The 14,477-nt window shown below is 72.8% G+C and carries 10 protein-coding genes; 2 read left to right on the top strand and 8 right to left on the bottom strand.

Annotated features, from left to right (window positions below; translation table 11 throughout):
* Nucleotides 1–165: 165 nt before the first annotated feature.
* From RIN80_RS12360 to RIN80_RS12340, 5 genes are all read right to left on the bottom strand, one after another.
* On the bottom strand, nucleotides 166–1,812 hold the full coding sequence (locus RIN80_RS12360; RefSeq protein ID WP_309095615.1) for an LCP family protein: 1,647 nt from the start codon (nucleotides 1,810–1,812) through the stop codon (nucleotides 166–168).
* Between the two features lie 222 nt (nucleotides 1,813–2,034).
* Complete coding sequence (locus tag RIN80_RS12355) at nucleotides 2,035–3,789, bottom strand: LCP family protein (protein ID WP_309095614.1); 1,755 nt, start codon at nucleotides 3,787–3,789, stop codon at nucleotides 2,035–2,037.
* A 233-nt stretch (nucleotides 3,790–4,022) separates the two neighbouring features.
* On the bottom strand, nucleotides 4,023–5,810 hold the full coding sequence (locus RIN80_RS12350) for an LCP family protein (protein WP_309095613.1): 1,788 nt from the start codon (nucleotides 5,808–5,810) through the stop codon (nucleotides 4,023–4,025).
* 240 nt (nucleotides 5,811–6,050) lie between these two features.
* A complete protein-coding gene (locus RIN80_RS12345; RefSeq protein WP_309095612.1) occupies nucleotides 6,051–7,265 on the bottom strand; it encodes an LCP family protein in 1,215 nt (404 codons plus the stop codon).
* 170 nt (nucleotides 7,266–7,435) lie between these two features.
* Nucleotides 7,436–8,191 carry a TIGR03089 family protein gene (locus RIN80_RS12340; protein ID WP_309095611.1) on the bottom strand — a complete coding sequence of 252 codons (756 nt, stop codon included), beginning with the start codon at nucleotides 8,189–8,191 and terminating at the stop codon, nucleotides 7,436–7,438.
* Between the two features lie 149 nt (nucleotides 8,192–8,340).
* Here RIN80_RS12340 and RIN80_RS12335 point away from each other — a divergent pair, with 149 nt between their 5' ends.
* Together RIN80_RS12335 and RIN80_RS12330 are read left to right on the top strand one after the other, a co-directional pair.
* The gene (locus RIN80_RS12335) at nucleotides 8,341–9,810 is read left to right on the top strand and encodes a peptidoglycan recognition protein (RefSeq protein ID WP_309095610.1); all 1,470 of its coding nucleotides are present in this window, start codon (nucleotides 8,341–8,343) and stop codon (nucleotides 9,808–9,810) included.
* A 144-nt stretch (nucleotides 9,811–9,954) separates the two neighbouring features.
* Nucleotides 9,955–11,037, top strand: a complete 1,083-nt coding sequence (locus RIN80_RS12330; RefSeq protein WP_309095609.1) for an NDP-sugar synthase — start codon at nucleotides 9,955–9,957, stop codon at nucleotides 11,035–11,037.
* Between the two features lie 82 nt (nucleotides 11,038–11,119).
* Here RIN80_RS12330 and RIN80_RS12325 read toward each other — a convergent pair whose 3' ends face one another.
* From RIN80_RS12325 to cofD, 3 genes are all read right to left on the bottom strand, one after another.
* A complete protein-coding gene (locus RIN80_RS12325) occupies nucleotides 11,120–12,121 on the bottom strand; it encodes a DNA-3-methyladenine glycosylase 2 family protein (protein WP_309095608.1) in 1,002 nt (333 codons plus the stop codon).
* A gap of 83 nt (nucleotides 12,122–12,204) precedes the next feature.
* Nucleotides 12,205–13,521, bottom strand: a complete 1,317-nt coding sequence (locus RIN80_RS12320) for a coenzyme F420-0:L-glutamate ligase (protein ID WP_309095607.1) — start codon at nucleotides 13,519–13,521, stop codon at nucleotides 12,205–12,207.
* Nucleotides 13,518–14,477 carry a 2-phospho-L-lactate transferase gene (cofD, locus tag RIN80_RS12315; RefSeq protein WP_309095606.1) on the bottom strand — a complete coding sequence of 320 codons (960 nt, stop codon included), beginning with the start codon at nucleotides 14,475–14,477 and terminating at the stop codon, nucleotides 13,518–13,520. The genes RIN80_RS12320 and cofD overlap by 4 nt, the downstream gene beginning before the upstream one ends.

Raw genomic sequence — 14,477 nt, 5'->3', positions numbered from 1 at the left:
GCCGTCGGCCCAGCGCCCGACCGCGCGCCGCCGTCGGGCGGTGCGCTGGGTGCGGTCGTCGGTGCCGTCCCGTCGGGGCGTCGCGCCGTCGGCCTTCGGTGACGCACCGGGGTCGCCGTCCTCCCGTCCGGACGGCGAGGCCCCGTGGTCATGCCGCGGCCCGGCTCACCACCGGTAGGGGCGGTAGACGTCCATGCACTCCTTCTTGTCCGCCGTGAGCGCGTCCGCGCTGTCGGGTAGATCGCCCGCCTTCACCGGCTCCTGCTTCGGATAGCTGGTGCCCTCCCGCCAGTCGGCGCCGATGACCAGCGTGGTCGTGACGTCGTCGGTGGCGCGCACCTGGCCGCTCGGGATGCCGACCGCCTCGGCCACCGACAGCGCGTTGGCCCTGCCCTGCGCCCCGGTGCTCTCCGGGTAGGTCACCCGCGTCCGGGCCTGCGGGTCCTGCTCCCGCGAGGCGACCGCCCGGACGAACCCCTCCCGCTGCAGGGCGGCCACGATCGCGGCGGCCCGGTTCGGCACCGCCGCACCCTGCTCGCCCGCCGTGCCGTTGACGACCGTGACCGACAGCCCCTCCGCGGGCGCGGCGGCGGGCCCGGTGGCCCGGGCCGAGGCCGGGGACGGGCCCGCGCCGGCCTTGCCACCCTTGTCGAAGGAGACGTCGTCGCGCAGCATCGCCCACACCTTGTCCGCGTCGACCGGCTTGGGCAGCAGGTGGTTGCGGTTCAGCGGGTCCTCGATCCACGGCATCGTCGTCATCGTGATCCGGCTGGTCGGCACCGACTTCAGCTGCATGGCCAGGTCGTACAGCTCCTTGACCGTGCCGATCTCCTCGGACACCTTCAGCGCCCTGGTGCCCGCCTCGGCCAGGCCCATCAGCCGGCCCGTGTCGGTGAAGACGTTCTGCTTCTTCAGCGTGCGGATCATCGCGTTCATGTACATGTGCTGCGCCTTGGCCCGCAGCGGGTCGCTGCCCCAGGCGTGCCGGGTGCGCAGCCACTGCAGCGCCTGCTTGCCCTGCACGTTGTGCGTGCCGGCCTTGAGCTTCAGACCGGAGCCGCCGCGCTGGCCGGGCAGCGGCCGGTCCCACACGTTCTGGTTGACGCAGACCGGGACGCCGCCGATCGCGTCCGCCATGTCCACCACGCCGGCGAAGTCGACCATCATCCAGTGGTCGATGTACACGCCGGTCAGTTCCTGCCAGGTGGCCAGGGTGCAGCCCGGCCCGCCGCGCTGGAGCGACTCGTTGATGATCGTGTTCTTCGCCGGGTAGGTCTCACCGGTGTCGGGGTCGGTGCACTTGGGGATGTCCACCCGGGTGTCCCGCGGGATGCTCACCACGGACGCGCTCTCCCGGTCGGCCGAGACGTGCAGCAGCATCTGCACGTCGGCCAGCGGCTTGCTGCCGACGTTGTCCCTGCTGCCGCCGAGCTTGACGTTCTCCGCGGAGTTCCGGCTGTCGGAGCCGATCAACAGGATGTTCAGCGGGGTCTGGCCGGCCGCGTTGGGCTCGGACCGCCGGACGTCGGAGTCGCCGGCGTTGCGCTTGCCCTTGTCGATGTTGGCGTTGAGGTGGCGGTAGTACAGGTATCCGGCGCCGGCCGTCCCGAGTATCAGGACCGACAGCACCAGCGCGGACCAGCGCAGTATCCGGCGCCCGCCGCCCCGGGGCCGGCCGCGCCGCAGGCCCGGGCCGCCCTTGTCCGAGCCGTCCCCGCCCGCGGCGGCCACCGCGGTTCCCGGACGCTCGTCCTGGACCAGGCCCCCCGCGTCGCGCCGGGTGCCGCCTCCGCGCACGTCACTCTGCGCCATACCCTGCCTCCCCACCCCTACGGCCGACCCGCGGGCCCGTCCCGCGTCGTGTTCGGATCACGGCGAACCGCGTCCGTCCGGACCGGGGATCTCCCGGTCTTCGCCGGACACGGCGGTTCCCGCTCCTGGTTGGACACCTGACATGCCCGCTCGGATGTACACCCGGCCCGTATGTCCGGGCATGTCCCGCCCACCTGTGAGACGCGGGAAAGGACGGTCAGGTCACTTCGCGCACTCGACCTTGTCGGCCGTGGACTTCCGCACGTCGTCCGGGACCTTCGACGGAGTGGTCAGTGGCACGCCCGCGCCCTTGAAGTCCTTGCCGAGGGTCAGTGTCATCGCGGGCAGCCCCTGGGAGTTGTCCACGCTCTCGCCCGGCTTCATCGCGGACCCGGACAGGCCCAGGATCGCGGCCAGCCTGCGCGCCTGGGCGGCCTGGTCGGGGGCGTACTCCAGGGTCGTCCTCGCCAGCCCCGCGGGCGCGTTGCCCGCGTTCTCCGACTTGGTGACGCCCTCCCTGACCTGGAGCCAGCTGAGGGTCTCCTGCGCGCTGCCGGCGACGGCACCGCCGTTGAGGATGCGCACCCGCACCTCGGAGGCCGGGGCCTTGCTGCCCTTCAGCCGGGCGGCCTCGGCGTCCTTGTCCTTCTTCTTCTGCTGCTTGACCTCGGTCAGCGACACGTCGTCCCGGACCATCGCGAAGAGCTGCTGGGCCTGCGGCTGCTTCAGGACCACCGTCGCCTTGACCGTCTCCGAGGGGTTGTCGACGACGGGCACGGTCGCGAAGGTGAGGTTCTTCGTGTCGAACTTGCCGAGTTCCGCCCCGAGATCGGCCAGTTTCCTGATCGTGCTGATCTGGGAGTCGACGGTCAGCGCCTTGGTGCCCGCCTCCGCCAGTTTGATCATCTTGCCGGGGCTGGTGAGCGTGTCGTTGGACTTCAGCTTGCGCATCAACGAGCCCAGGAACTGCTGCTGCAGCTCGATCCGGCTCAGGTCGCCGCCGAAGCCCACGGAGTGCCGGGTCCGGACGAAGGCCAGCGCCTCCTCGCCCTCGATCGTGTGCTCGCCCTTGGGCAGGTCGAGCTTGGAGTCCTTGTCCTTGATGTCCTTGGCCAGGCACACGTCGACCCCGCCCACCGCGCTGGTCAGCGTCTTGACCGCGTTGAAGTCGGCCACCATGAAGTGGTCCATCTTCAGACCCGTGAGCTCGGTGATCGTGCGCATGGTGCAGCTCGGCGTCCGGTCCTCCTGCCCGAGGCTCTCGTTGAAGCGCGTGCGCTGCTTGCCCGGGATGACCTTCTCCGTGCCGTCCTCCTGGGTCGTCGGACAGTCCGGGATGTCGGTGATCAGGTCACGCGGGATGCTCAGCACCGTCGCGTTCGAGCGGTCCTTGGAGACATGCAGCACCAGCGTGGTGTCCGCGTGCCCGGAGCTGCCCTGGTCGCCGTAGCCCTCGTTGCCCTCGCCGGTGCGCTTGTCGGTGCCGATCAGCAGGATGTTGATCGCGCGGTCCTTGCTGAACCCACCGGTGCCGGCGCCGTCGTCGGAGACGGACGTGATGTTGTCGTTGAGGTGCTCGTAGTAGAGGTAGGCGGCCGCGCCCCCGCCGACCAGCACGAAGGCCAGCGAGCCGCCGGTCCACATCAGGGCCTTCCTGCCCTTCGACTTCTGCGGCGCGGGGCGGCGCCCGCGCCGTCCCGCGGCCGGCTCGGCCGGGGCACCGGCGCGTCCGCGCGGGGACGCCGCCTCGCCACCCGGGGCCGAGGTTGCGGGCCGCCGGGCGGGGGCGGCGGTCCGGCGGGCACGCGAGCCGCCCGCCGCTCCGGCGCCGCGCGGGCCGGAGGCGCGGGGGCCGGGAACGGACGACTGCGGTGCGGAAGAAGGCAGTCGCAGCTCGTACTCGCCGCTCTCCGGGTTGAGTACCCACTGGTCTGCGGGGTCGACGTCGTCCGCCCGCCCACGGCCTTGCGCGTCCACGGTTGCCTGATTCCTCCGTCGGGCCACGCGGCGCCCTCCCCCGGAAGGCGCACGGTGTTGGTCAAGCAGTGCCCGTCCCCGGGACGGACCTCGTGGATGAGAGCACTGGATCGCACACACTATCCGCACACTTCGGCGTCAAGCGACGTGGGTGACAAACTCCACGTTCTTACAACTGGGCAATACCGCCCATTCGTTTGCCGGGGGTTCGGTGAACACCCGCTGGAATGAGGTCACTTGGCGCACTCCACCTTGTCGGCCGTGGATTTCTGCACCCCTTCGGGCGCCTTCGCGGGCGTCGTCAGGGAGATGCCCGCACCCTTGAAGTCCTTGCCGAGGGTCAGTGTCATCGCGGGCAGCCCCTGGGAGTTGTCCACGCTCTCGCCCGGCTTCATCGCTGACCCCGACAGGCCCATCAGATCGGCGAGGCGACGGGCCTGGGCGGCCTGGTCGGGGGCGTACTCCAGGGTCGTCTTCGCCAGCTGCGCGGGGGCGTTGCCGGCGTTCTCCGACTTGGTGACGCCCTCCTCGTTCTGCAGCCAGCTGAGGGTCTCCTGGGCGCTGCCGGCGACGGCACCGCCGTTGAGGATGCGCACCCGCACCTCGGAGGCCGGGGCCTTGCTGCCCTTCAGCCGGGCGGCCACCGCGGCGGCTTCCTTCTTCTTCTGCTCCTTGACGGCCGTGAAGGACACGTCGTTCCTGATCATGTCGAAGACCTGCGGAGCGGTCGACTCGTTGAGGACGACCGTGCTCTTGACCTTCTCCGCCGGGTTGTCGACCACCGGGACCGTGGTGAAGGTCAGGTTCTTGACGTTGAGCTTCCCCAGCTCCAGGCCGAGGTCCTTCAGCTTGCCGATGCTGTCCAGCTGCGAGTCGACGGTCAGCGCCTTGGTGCCCGCCTCCGCCAGGTCGAGCATCTTGGAGGGGCTGGTGAGGGTGTCGTTGGACTTCAGCTTGCGCATCAGCGCGCTGAGGAACTGCTGCTGCAGTCCGATCCGGCTCAGGTCGCCGCCGAAGCCCACGGAGTGCCGGGTGCGCACGAAGGCCAGCGCCTGCTCGCCCTCGATGGTGTGCGTGCCCTTGGACAGCTTCAGCTTGGAGTCCGGGTCGTCGATGTCCTTGGCCAGACAGACCTCGACCCCGCCGACCGCGCTGGTCAGCGTCTTGACGGCGTTGAAGTCGGCGACCATGAAGTTGTCCGGCTTGATCCCGGTCAGCTCGGTCACGGTCCGCATGGTGCAGCTCGGCGTGCGGCCGTCCTGGCCGAGGCTGGTGTTGAAGCGGGCGTTCGGCGTGCCGGGGATGATCTTCTGGCTGCCGTCCTCCTGCGTGGTCGGGCAGTCCGGGATGTCGGTGACGAGGTCACGCGGGATGCTCAGCGCGGTCGCGTTGGAACGGTCCTTGGAGACGTGCAGCAGGATCGTGGTGTCCGCGTGGCCGGGGCTGCCCGCGTCACCGTACTTGTCGTTGCCCGCGCCGGTGCGCTTGTCGGTGCCGATCAGCAGGATGTTGATCGCCTTGTCCTTCTGGAAGCCGCCGGTGCTGGCGCCGTCGTCGGAGACCGAGGCGATGTTGTCGTTCAGGTGCTCGATGTAGAAGTACGCCGCACCCGCGCCGGCGACCAGCACGAACGCCAGCGTGCCGCCGGTCCACAGCAGGGCCTTCCTGCCCTTCGAGGCCTTGGCCGGCCGCCGCCCGCGCCGTCCCGGCAGCGGCTCCTCCGGTGCCCCGCGCCGTCTGCGCGGCGACGGCACCGCACGGCCGGGCGTCTCGGGCCGCGAGCGGCCGGACGCCGGCGCTCCGGAGCGGCCGGGGGCGTCGGTGCGGGAACGGCCCGGCGCCTGCGTGCGGGAGCGTGCGCGAGGGCCCGCGCCGGACGCGGACGGCCTGCGGGGCGAGGGCACGCCCGACTGCGGTGGGGAAGCGGGCAGTCGCAGTTCGTATTCGCCGGTGTCCGGGTTGAGTACCCACTGGTCTGCGGGGTCGATGTCGTCCGCCCGCCCACGGCCTTGCGCGTCCACGGTTGCCTGTTTCCTCCGTCGGGGCACGCGGCGCCTCCCCCACCAAGGCGCCCGGGTCTCGGTCACACAGTGCGCGACCTCAGGACCGTCCTCAGGGCCGGGCGCACCGGATCGCTCACATTAACCGCCCACTTCAGTGCAGAGCGACGGCGGTGACAAATTCCACGTCCCTACACCTGGGCAATTCGCCCATTTCCCAGATGAAGAGTTCGTTACGTTGAAGGTGCCTTGGCGCCCGCTTTACGCGCAGGTGTCCTCGGCCGCGGTGTTCCCCTCGAACGTCGGTGGCGGAGAAACGGTGACGACCGGCGCGGAGAACGGCCCCGCGTACGAATCCCCGTACGACCCGTCACGGGCACGGGTGGGCCGCAAAGGGGCGGAACCACGCGGCGCGTCCCGCGCGATCACCACCGGCGTGTCCGTTCGCAGCCGCTCGAACAGCCGGTCCGCCTCGGGCTCCACCAGTTGGTCGCGGTTGGCGTCGTACGCATACGACTCCCGGGGGACGGTCAGGAATTGCACTTGTTCCATGGGGATGTCGCGCAGACCGCGCACGAGTTCGTACAAGCCGCGCAGGCTCGCCAGATCCGGGTCGGTGGTGAGAGAGGACGTGGCCGCGTCCAGGACCGGATACAGCTTCGCCGGATTCAGCAGGACGTCGTTGCTGCGCACCTTGTTGACGAGCGCTCCGAGGAATCGTTGCTGCCGTTCCATGCGCTCCGTGTCGCTGCCGTCGCCCAGGGATTTGCGGGCCCGGACGTAACCGAGGGCCTGCTCGCCGTCGAGCGTCACCCGCCCCGCGGGCAGCCGCAGCCTGGCGGCCCGGTCGTCGATCGGCTCCCGCAGGCACACCTCGACGCCGTCGACGGCGTCGACCATCTCCTTGAAGCCGTGGAAGTCGACGACGACGTGATGGTCGACGCGGATGCCGGTGAGCTTCTCGACGGTGCGGATGGTGCAGGCCGAGCCGCCCACCTGGAACGCCTGGTTGAACATGGCGAACCGCGGCGCGCTGCGCGACCCGTCCCGGCGCCGGCAGGCCGGCAGGTCCACCATCAGGTCGCGGGGCAGCGAGACGGCGGTGGCGCTGCGCCGCCCCGCCGACAGGTGCAGCAGGATCGCGGTGTCCGACCGCTCGGTGCCCGAGTCGCGCCCGTAGCGGGCGTTGTCGTCGCCGCGGCGGGAGTCCGAGCCGATCAGCAGGATGTTCCGCGCGTCCTTGACCAGCGAGGTGGGCCGCTCCTTCTCGTACCGTCTGAGCTCGGCTGCGGCCGCCTCGTCGGGGGTGATGTTGCCGCTGAGCTTCGCGTACACGGCCCAGCCGGCCGCCGCGCCCGCCACGAGGAGGCCGACGGCCGCGAGCGCCGCGATCCGCACCCACCGCGCCCGGCGCCGCCGCAGCAGCCCCCGCCCGCTGGCGGACGCCCCCACGCCCGGCCCGACCCTGTAGCCCACGGCAGCAACCACCCCTCCTGACGCCGGCACGTCCCACGCGCAGTGCTCCTACGACGATGGCGTGGATGGACGGCCGGGGCGGGGTCGGGATGGGCCGGACGGGGGAGGGGCCGGGGGCGTCCGGGGGAGGGGCCGCGGGAGACCCGCCCTGCCCGGTGCCCCGGAGCGCCCTACCGGGCGATGGCCGTCACCCGCTCGCTCTCCACCCGCTTGTCCAGCACCCCGTCGCCCGCCTGCTGCAGATTCCGGCACAGCACCACGGAACCGCCCGTCGCCAGGGGCGCGTACAGCCCCGCGTTGAGCCCCTCCCACGTGTCGTACGGGAGCCCCGACAGGATCCGGGACCCGGGCCCGGTCAGCCCCAGCCCCGTCGCCTCGGCCCGCGCCCGCTCCACGACCTCGGCCCCGCTGAACTCCCGCCCGGCCACGATCAGCGCGGGCCCCTCCGGGTCCACCGGCGCGTACGGCACGAAGCGGTCCCCCTGCCCCGGCACCTCCACCGCGTAGTCGACGAACCCCTCGGGCGTCTGCGGGAACCGCCCCCCGAGCGGCCGCAGCGCCAGCGCGACCCGGGCCCCGGAACAGGCCCGCGCCGCCTCCAGCCGGTCCGGCCCGCTCACCACCACGTCGGCGGCGCGCACATCGCCCGTCACGTCGGCGACGACGCCCACCGACGAACACGCCAGCAGCCACACCGCCGTCTGCCAGTGCGCCGGCAGCAGCAGCGCCACCCGGTCGCCGGGCTCGACGGACAGCTCGTCCTGGAGCAGATTCGAGGTCTTGGCCACCCAATTGGCGAAGGTGGCCACGGACAGTTCGACCCGTTCGCCGGTGGCGTCGTCGTAGAAGGTCACCAGCGGGCGTCCCGGATCCGCGGCCAGCGCGGAACCCAGCAGGTCGGCGGGGGTGCGATCGGTGGCGTTCACCCGCGCAAGCGTACGCGCCGCACCCCCCGTGCCCCAACGGCCCGGCGCTCGCCCCGCCCCGGATCGGCCACCGGTTCGGCCGAACGCGACCGACGGACCGTCAAATCCCAAATGGACAGACTTATACGACTATGTCCAAGATCAGGGGCATGCGTGGATTCCTTGCTTCCTCGATCGGTGTCACCTGTGCGGCCGCTCTGGCCCTTCCCCTCACCCCGCCCGCCGTCGCGGCGACCGCGAGACCGGTGCCGACCACGGAAGCCGCGACGGCGGCGAGACCGGCGCCCCACGCGGGGACCCCGGCCACCGCCACGACCACCCGGCGCGCGGCCGAACCGGCCACCCCCGGCAGCACCCAGTCCCTCCCCCTCGAACCCCTCACCCGCAACCGCGCCACCCCCTCCGCCCCCGCCACCGAGCAGGGCCTGCACCGCCGCGCCGTACGCCACTTCTCCCTCGTCGGCGTGGTCTGGGACGACCCCGAGGCCGAACTGCACGGGCGCGTCCAGGTCCGCACCCGGGCCGCGGACACCGGCACCTGGTCCGGCTGGCAGGACGTGCAGACGCACAACGCCGACCACGGCGCCGACCGGAACACCGCCGAGAGCGCCTCGGGCCGCGTCCGCGGCGCCACCGCCCCGCTGTGGGTGGGCGACTCCGACGGTGTGGAACTCCGGGTCCGCTCCGGGTCCGGCAGCGCGGAACACGGCCCCGCGCAGCACGGCACGGGTGCCCGCAACCTGCCCGCCGCGCCCCCGCTCCCGTCCGGTCTCCGGCTCGAACTCGTCGACCCGGGCGACGACGCCCCGCCGCCCGGCGCCCCGGCGGACGGTCCCCGCACCGCCGCCCTCGCCGGCGAGAACTCCGCCGCCGCCGAGGCCTCCGCCGTCAACGCCGACCTCGCCCCCCTGGGCGCCACCGAGATCGCTGCCCTGAACCGGGCGGAGACCGAGCGGGAGTTCCTCGCCCTCAACGCCGGCGAGCTGACGGAGCGGCAACTGCGCGCCAAGCCGTACGTCGGACCGCGCCCGGGTATCGTCACGCGACGCGGCTGGGGGGCGGACGAGGGGTTGCGGGAGAGCGGCTTCCGGTACACCAAGAAGGTCCGGGCCGCCTTCGTGCACCACACCGCCAGCGGCAACAACTACCGCTGCTCGCAGGTCCCGTCACTCATCCGCAGTATCTACCGCTACCACGTCCGGAGCATGGGGTGGCGGGACATCGGCTACAACTTCCTCATCGACAAGTGCGGAAAGATCTACGAGGGCCGCGCCGGGGGCGTGGCGCGACCGGTCCTCGGCGCGCACACCCTCGGTTTCAACAGCAACAGCATGGGGATCGCCGTCCTCGGGTCGTACGACACGAAGAAGCCGTCGAAGGCCGCCGTCAAGGCCGTCGCCCGGCTGACCGCGTGGAAGCTGGGCCTGTACCGCGTGAATCCGAAGGGAAAGACCTACCTGAAGTCGGCTGGCAGCAATCTGCACCGCAAAGGTAAGAAAGTACGACTGAACGTGATCTCCGGGCACCGGGACGGCTTCATCACCGAGTGTCCGGGACGGAAGCTCTACGGCAAGCTCGGCTCGGCCCGCTCCAAGGCGGCCCGGTACCAGGGCCGCTGAGCACACGTTCGACCGCCGTCGGGGGCATGCGGGGACAGGGGACGGAACTGCCGCACGGCCGGCGAAGGCGCCACGGAACGGTCTGCATACACTGACCGGCCGAAAGACAGTTCGGCCGGTCCCGGCAGGAAGCAGAGACGACACGTGACAGAAGCGATCCTCCTGGTCGGCGGCAAGGGCACCAGGCTGCGCCCGCTCACGGTGCACACGCCCAAGCCCATGGTCCCGGCGGCCGGGGTGCCCTTCCTCACGCACCAGCTGGCGAGAGCGAGAGCGGCGGGCGTCGAGCACATCGTCCTGGCCACGTCCTACCTCGCCGAGGTCTTCGAGCCGTACTTCGGGGACGGCTCCGCGCTGGGCCTGCACCTGGAGTACGTGACGGAGGAGGAGCCGCTCGGCACGGGCGGCGCCATCCGCAACGTCGCCTCCCGGCTGCACTCCGGCCCCGACGACCCGGTCCTGATCTTCAACGGCGACATCCTGACGGGCCTGGACATCCGGGCCCTGGTCGACACCCACGAGTCGACGGGCGCGGACGTCTCCCTGCACCTGACGAAGGTGACCGACCCGCGCGCGTACGGCCTGGTCCCCACCGACGACACGGGCCGGGTGCTGGCGTTCCTGGAGAAGCCGCAGACGCCCGAGGAGATCGTCACCGACCAGATCAACGCGGGGGCCTACGTCTTCCGCCGCTCGGTCATCGACACGATCCCGCCCGGCAGGCCGGTGTCGGTCGAGCGGGAGACGTTCCCCGACCTGCTGTCGGCCGGGGCCCACCTGCAGGGCATGGTCGACTCGACGTACTGGCTGGACCTGGGCACCCCGGCGGCCTTCGTCCGGGGCTCGGCGGACCTGGTGCTGGGCCGGGCCCCGTCCCCCGCGGTACCCGGCCGCTGCGGCGACCGCCTGGTGCTGCCGACGGCGACGGTCGCGGCGGACGCGAAGCTGTCGGGCGGCACGGTGGTGGGCGAGGGCGCGTTCGTCGCCGAGGGCGCCCGTGTCTTCGGCAGCACGATCCTGCCGGGCGCGGTCATCGAACCCGGCGCGGTCATCACCGACTCCCTCATCGGCAGCCGGGCCCGCGTCGGTGAACGCTCGGTCCTCACCGGCACGGTCATCGGCGACGGCGCGGTGATCGGCGCCGACAACGAACTCCGGGACGGCGCCCGCATATGGTGCGACGCCCGGATCCCGGCGGGAGCGGTCCGCTTCTCGCCGGACCAGTAGAGGGCCGCCGGCCCGCTTCGCCGGGCCGGGCCGCGACGGCCGCCTCAGCACCGACGCCGAGCCCAGGGCATCGGGCAGTCGCTCAGATCTGCCCGATGTCCCAGCGCGGCATCTTCGGCGCCCTGCGCCCCGGCACCCGGCCGCTCAGCAGGATCAGCCGGGCGGCCCGGTGCCGCTGCCCCGCGTACGGCTCCAGCAGCTCCAGCATCACGGAGTCGTCCGCGTCCCGGTCCCCGGCCAGCGCCCACCCGACGATCCCCGGCAGATGCAGATCCCCGACCGTCACCTCGTCCGCCGCGCCGTGACTGCGTTGCACCGTCTCCGCCGACGTCCACGGACCCACCCCCGGCACGACCTCCAGCCGCGCCCGGGCCGCCACCGGCTCCATCCGCACGGCCTCCTCCAGCCGCGCGGCGACCCGGACGGCACGCAGGATCGTCGACGCCCGCTTGTCGTCGACCCCGGCCCGATGCCACTCCCAGGACGGGATCAGCGCCCAGGTCCGCGGCGCCGGCATCACGTACATCCGCCCGGGCGCGGGCCCCGGCGCCGGTTCCCCGTACTTGCGCACCAGCAGCCGCCACGCCCGGTACGCCTCGTCGGTCGTGACCTTCTGCTCCAGGATCGACGGGATCAGCGACTCCAGCACCAGCCCGGTCCGCGTCAGCCGCAGCCCCGGCCGCCGGTGCCGCGTCATCGCCAGCAGCCGGTGCCGCGGCACGAACGCCGACGGGTCATCGGCCGCCCCGAGCAGCTCCGGCAACCGCTCCAGCAGCCACTCGGCCCCGGCCCCCCAGGCCTCCCCGCGGACCCGGCCACCGGCCGCGGACACCCGGAGCGTCCCCGGCCCGGCCGGCGTCAGGGCGGCCCGCCACACCGACCCGTCCGGCATCGCCCGGAACGTCGGATCCCCCGGCCCGCGCCGCAACGGCCCGAGCACCAGCCCCAGGTCCAGCGGCCCGTCCGGCACCCACTCCCGCACCCGCCCGGGCCCCGCCGCCTGCCGCGGCACGCCCGAGCCCACGGCGACATGCCCCCCGCGCACCGTCGTGCGCGGGGGCCGGGGAGCGAACCGTCCTGCCATGGATGAGTCCCTGGGTGAGGAGACGAAGACCGTGAGGGCCCTACGAGGGTAGGCCCCGGCCGGTCCTTCTCACCCCACCTTCCTCACCGCACCTCGATGAACGCCCCCGGGTCCCGCTCCGCCCGCGGCCGGGGTTCCTCCGCCGGATGTCCCACCGCCACCGCGCCCATCGGGTCCCAGTCCGCCGGCAGCTCCAGCACCTCGCGCACCACGTCCCGGCAGAACATCGTCGAGGACACCCACGCCGACCCCAGCCGCTCCCCGGCCAGCGCGACCAGGAGGTTCTGCACGCCGGCACCGGCGGCGACGACGAACATCTCCCGCTCGGCGCCGTCCCGCCGCGCGTCCCCGTAGGTGTGCGAGCCGTCCATGACCAGGCAGGGGACGACGAGGTAGGGCGCGTTGCGCAGGACGTCCCCGCGCCGCACCCGCCTGGCGATCGACTCCTGCGACTTTCCGTCCCGCCGCAGATCGGCGATCCACGCCTCCCGCATGGCGTCCAGCAGCCGCGTCCGCGACTCCTGCGACTCCAGCAGCACGAACCGCCACGGCGTCGTGTGGTGCGGCGCGGGCGCCGTCACGGCCGCGGCCACCGCCCGCCGTACGGCACCGGGGTCGACGGGCTCGTCCGTGAAGGCCCGGACCGTGCGCCGCTGGGTCACCGCCAGCCGGACCGCCTCCGACGTGCCGAGGCGGAACATGTCGTCGCGGGCGCCGCGCACCAGGGCCCGCGCCCCCTCTCCGCCGTCCTCCCCCACGACGCGGGACAGCCCGCGCACCACCGCGACGGGCAGCCCGGCTGCCTTGCCCTTGACGAGGTCGCCCGCGGCGGCGAGTTCGTCGGCCGTGGCGACGACGGTGGCGCTGAGCGGGTTGCCGTGGGCGTCCGTGCCCCCGCGCAGGTCGTCGAGCACGCGCACTCCGGCGGCGCCGATCGCCACGTCCGTCAGCCCGGCCCGCCAGGGCCGCCCGAACGTGTCGGTCACGACGACCCCGACGTCGACGCCGAGGGCGTCGCGCAGCCCCTCGCGCAGGGCACGGGCCGACGCGTCCGGGTCCTCGGGCAGCAACAGCACCGTGCCGGCAGGGGTGTTGGAGGCGTCGACCCCGGCCGCGGCCATGACCAGGCCCTGCCGGTTCTCGACGATCCGCAGGCTGCCCCGGCGGGCGACCACCCGGACCGTCTCGGCGTCGATCGCGGCCTCCCGGTCCGCCGCCCGGACGATCCGGCCCTCCGCCTTGGACACGATCTTCGACGTGACCAGCAGGATGTCCCCGTCGGCCAGCCCGGGCTCGGCGGCGGCTATCAGTTTGGCCAGATCGTCCCCGGCGGCGACCTCGGGGAGCCCGCTCACGGCCCACACCCGGTATCCGCCGGTGCGCTGCTCGTCACCGCTCACGCGCCGCGCACCTCCTCCGCCAGGGCCAGCGCCTCCCGGGCCATCCGCGCGGTCGCGTCGGTGTCGGTCATCATCAGCGGCACGGCCCGGCAGCGGATCCCGGCCGCCTCGACCCGCTCCACCGCGCCCGCGTCGACCGTGTCGACGAGCCAGCCGTCCAGCAGGCCCGACCCGTAGTGCTCGGCCACCGCCGACGCCGTCGACTCCACGCCCACCGCGGCCAGCACCTTGTCGGCCATGCCCCGCACGGGCGCGTCACCGACGATGGGGGAGAGGCCGACCACCGGCACCCCGGCCTCGGCGATCGCCTCCCGGATGCCGGGCACCGCGAGGATCGTGCCGATCGACACCACCGGGTTGGACGGCGGGAACAGGATCACGTCCGCCTCGGCGATGGCCTCCAGGACGCCCGGCGCGGGCTTCGCCTGGTCGGCGCCGACCGGCACGACCGCCTGCGCGGGCACCGAGGCGCGCAGCCGCACCCAGTACTCCTGGAAGTGGATCGCCTTGCGCTCCCCGTCGATCTCGACCGCCACATGGGTCTCGACCCGGTCGTCGGTCATGGGGATCAGCCGCACGCCCGGCTGCCACCGGTCGCACAGGGCCTGCGTCACCGCGCTCAGCGGGTACCCGGCGCCGATCATCTGCGTCCGCACGATGTGCGTGGCGAAGTCCCGGTCGCCGAGGCCGAACCACTCGGGCCCGACGCCGTACGCCCCGAGTTCCTCCTTCAGGTGGAAGGTCTCGTCGGCCCGGCCCCAGCCCTGCTCCTCGTTGATGCCGCCGCCGAGCGTGTACATCACCGTGTCGAGGTCCGGGCAGACCTTCAGCCCGAAGAGGTGGATGTCGTCGCCGGTGTTGCCGATGACCGTGATGTCCGCGTCCGGCGCGGCCCGCTTCAGACCACGCAGGAACCGGGCACCACCGATGCCGCCTGCCAGAACCACAATGCGCAT

Source organism: Streptomyces sp. (assembly GCF_031181705.1).
Taxonomy (GTDB): Bacteria; Actinomycetota; Actinomycetes; order Streptomycetales; family Streptomycetaceae; genus Streptomyces.
This window is presented reverse-complemented; position numbering and strand designations above follow the sequence as displayed.

Bases quoted from the DNA above. Each gene is read 5' to 3' on its own strand.
- RIN80_RS12360 (WP_309095615.1), bottom strand. From the start codon at position 1,812: ATGGCGCAGAGTGACGTGCGCGGAGGCGGCACCCGGCGCGACGCGGGG.
- RIN80_RS12335 (WP_309095610.1), top strand. From the start codon at position 8,341: ATGCGTGGATTCCTTGCTTCCTCGATCGGTGTCACCTGTGCGGCCGCT.
- RIN80_RS12325 (WP_309095608.1), bottom strand. From the start codon at position 12,121: ATGGCAGGACGGTTCGCTCCCCGGCCCCCGCGCACGACGGTGCGCGGG.
- cofD (WP_309095606.1), bottom strand. From the start codon at position 14,477: ATGCGCATTGTGGTTCTGGCAGGCGGCATCGGTGGTGCCCGGTTCCTG.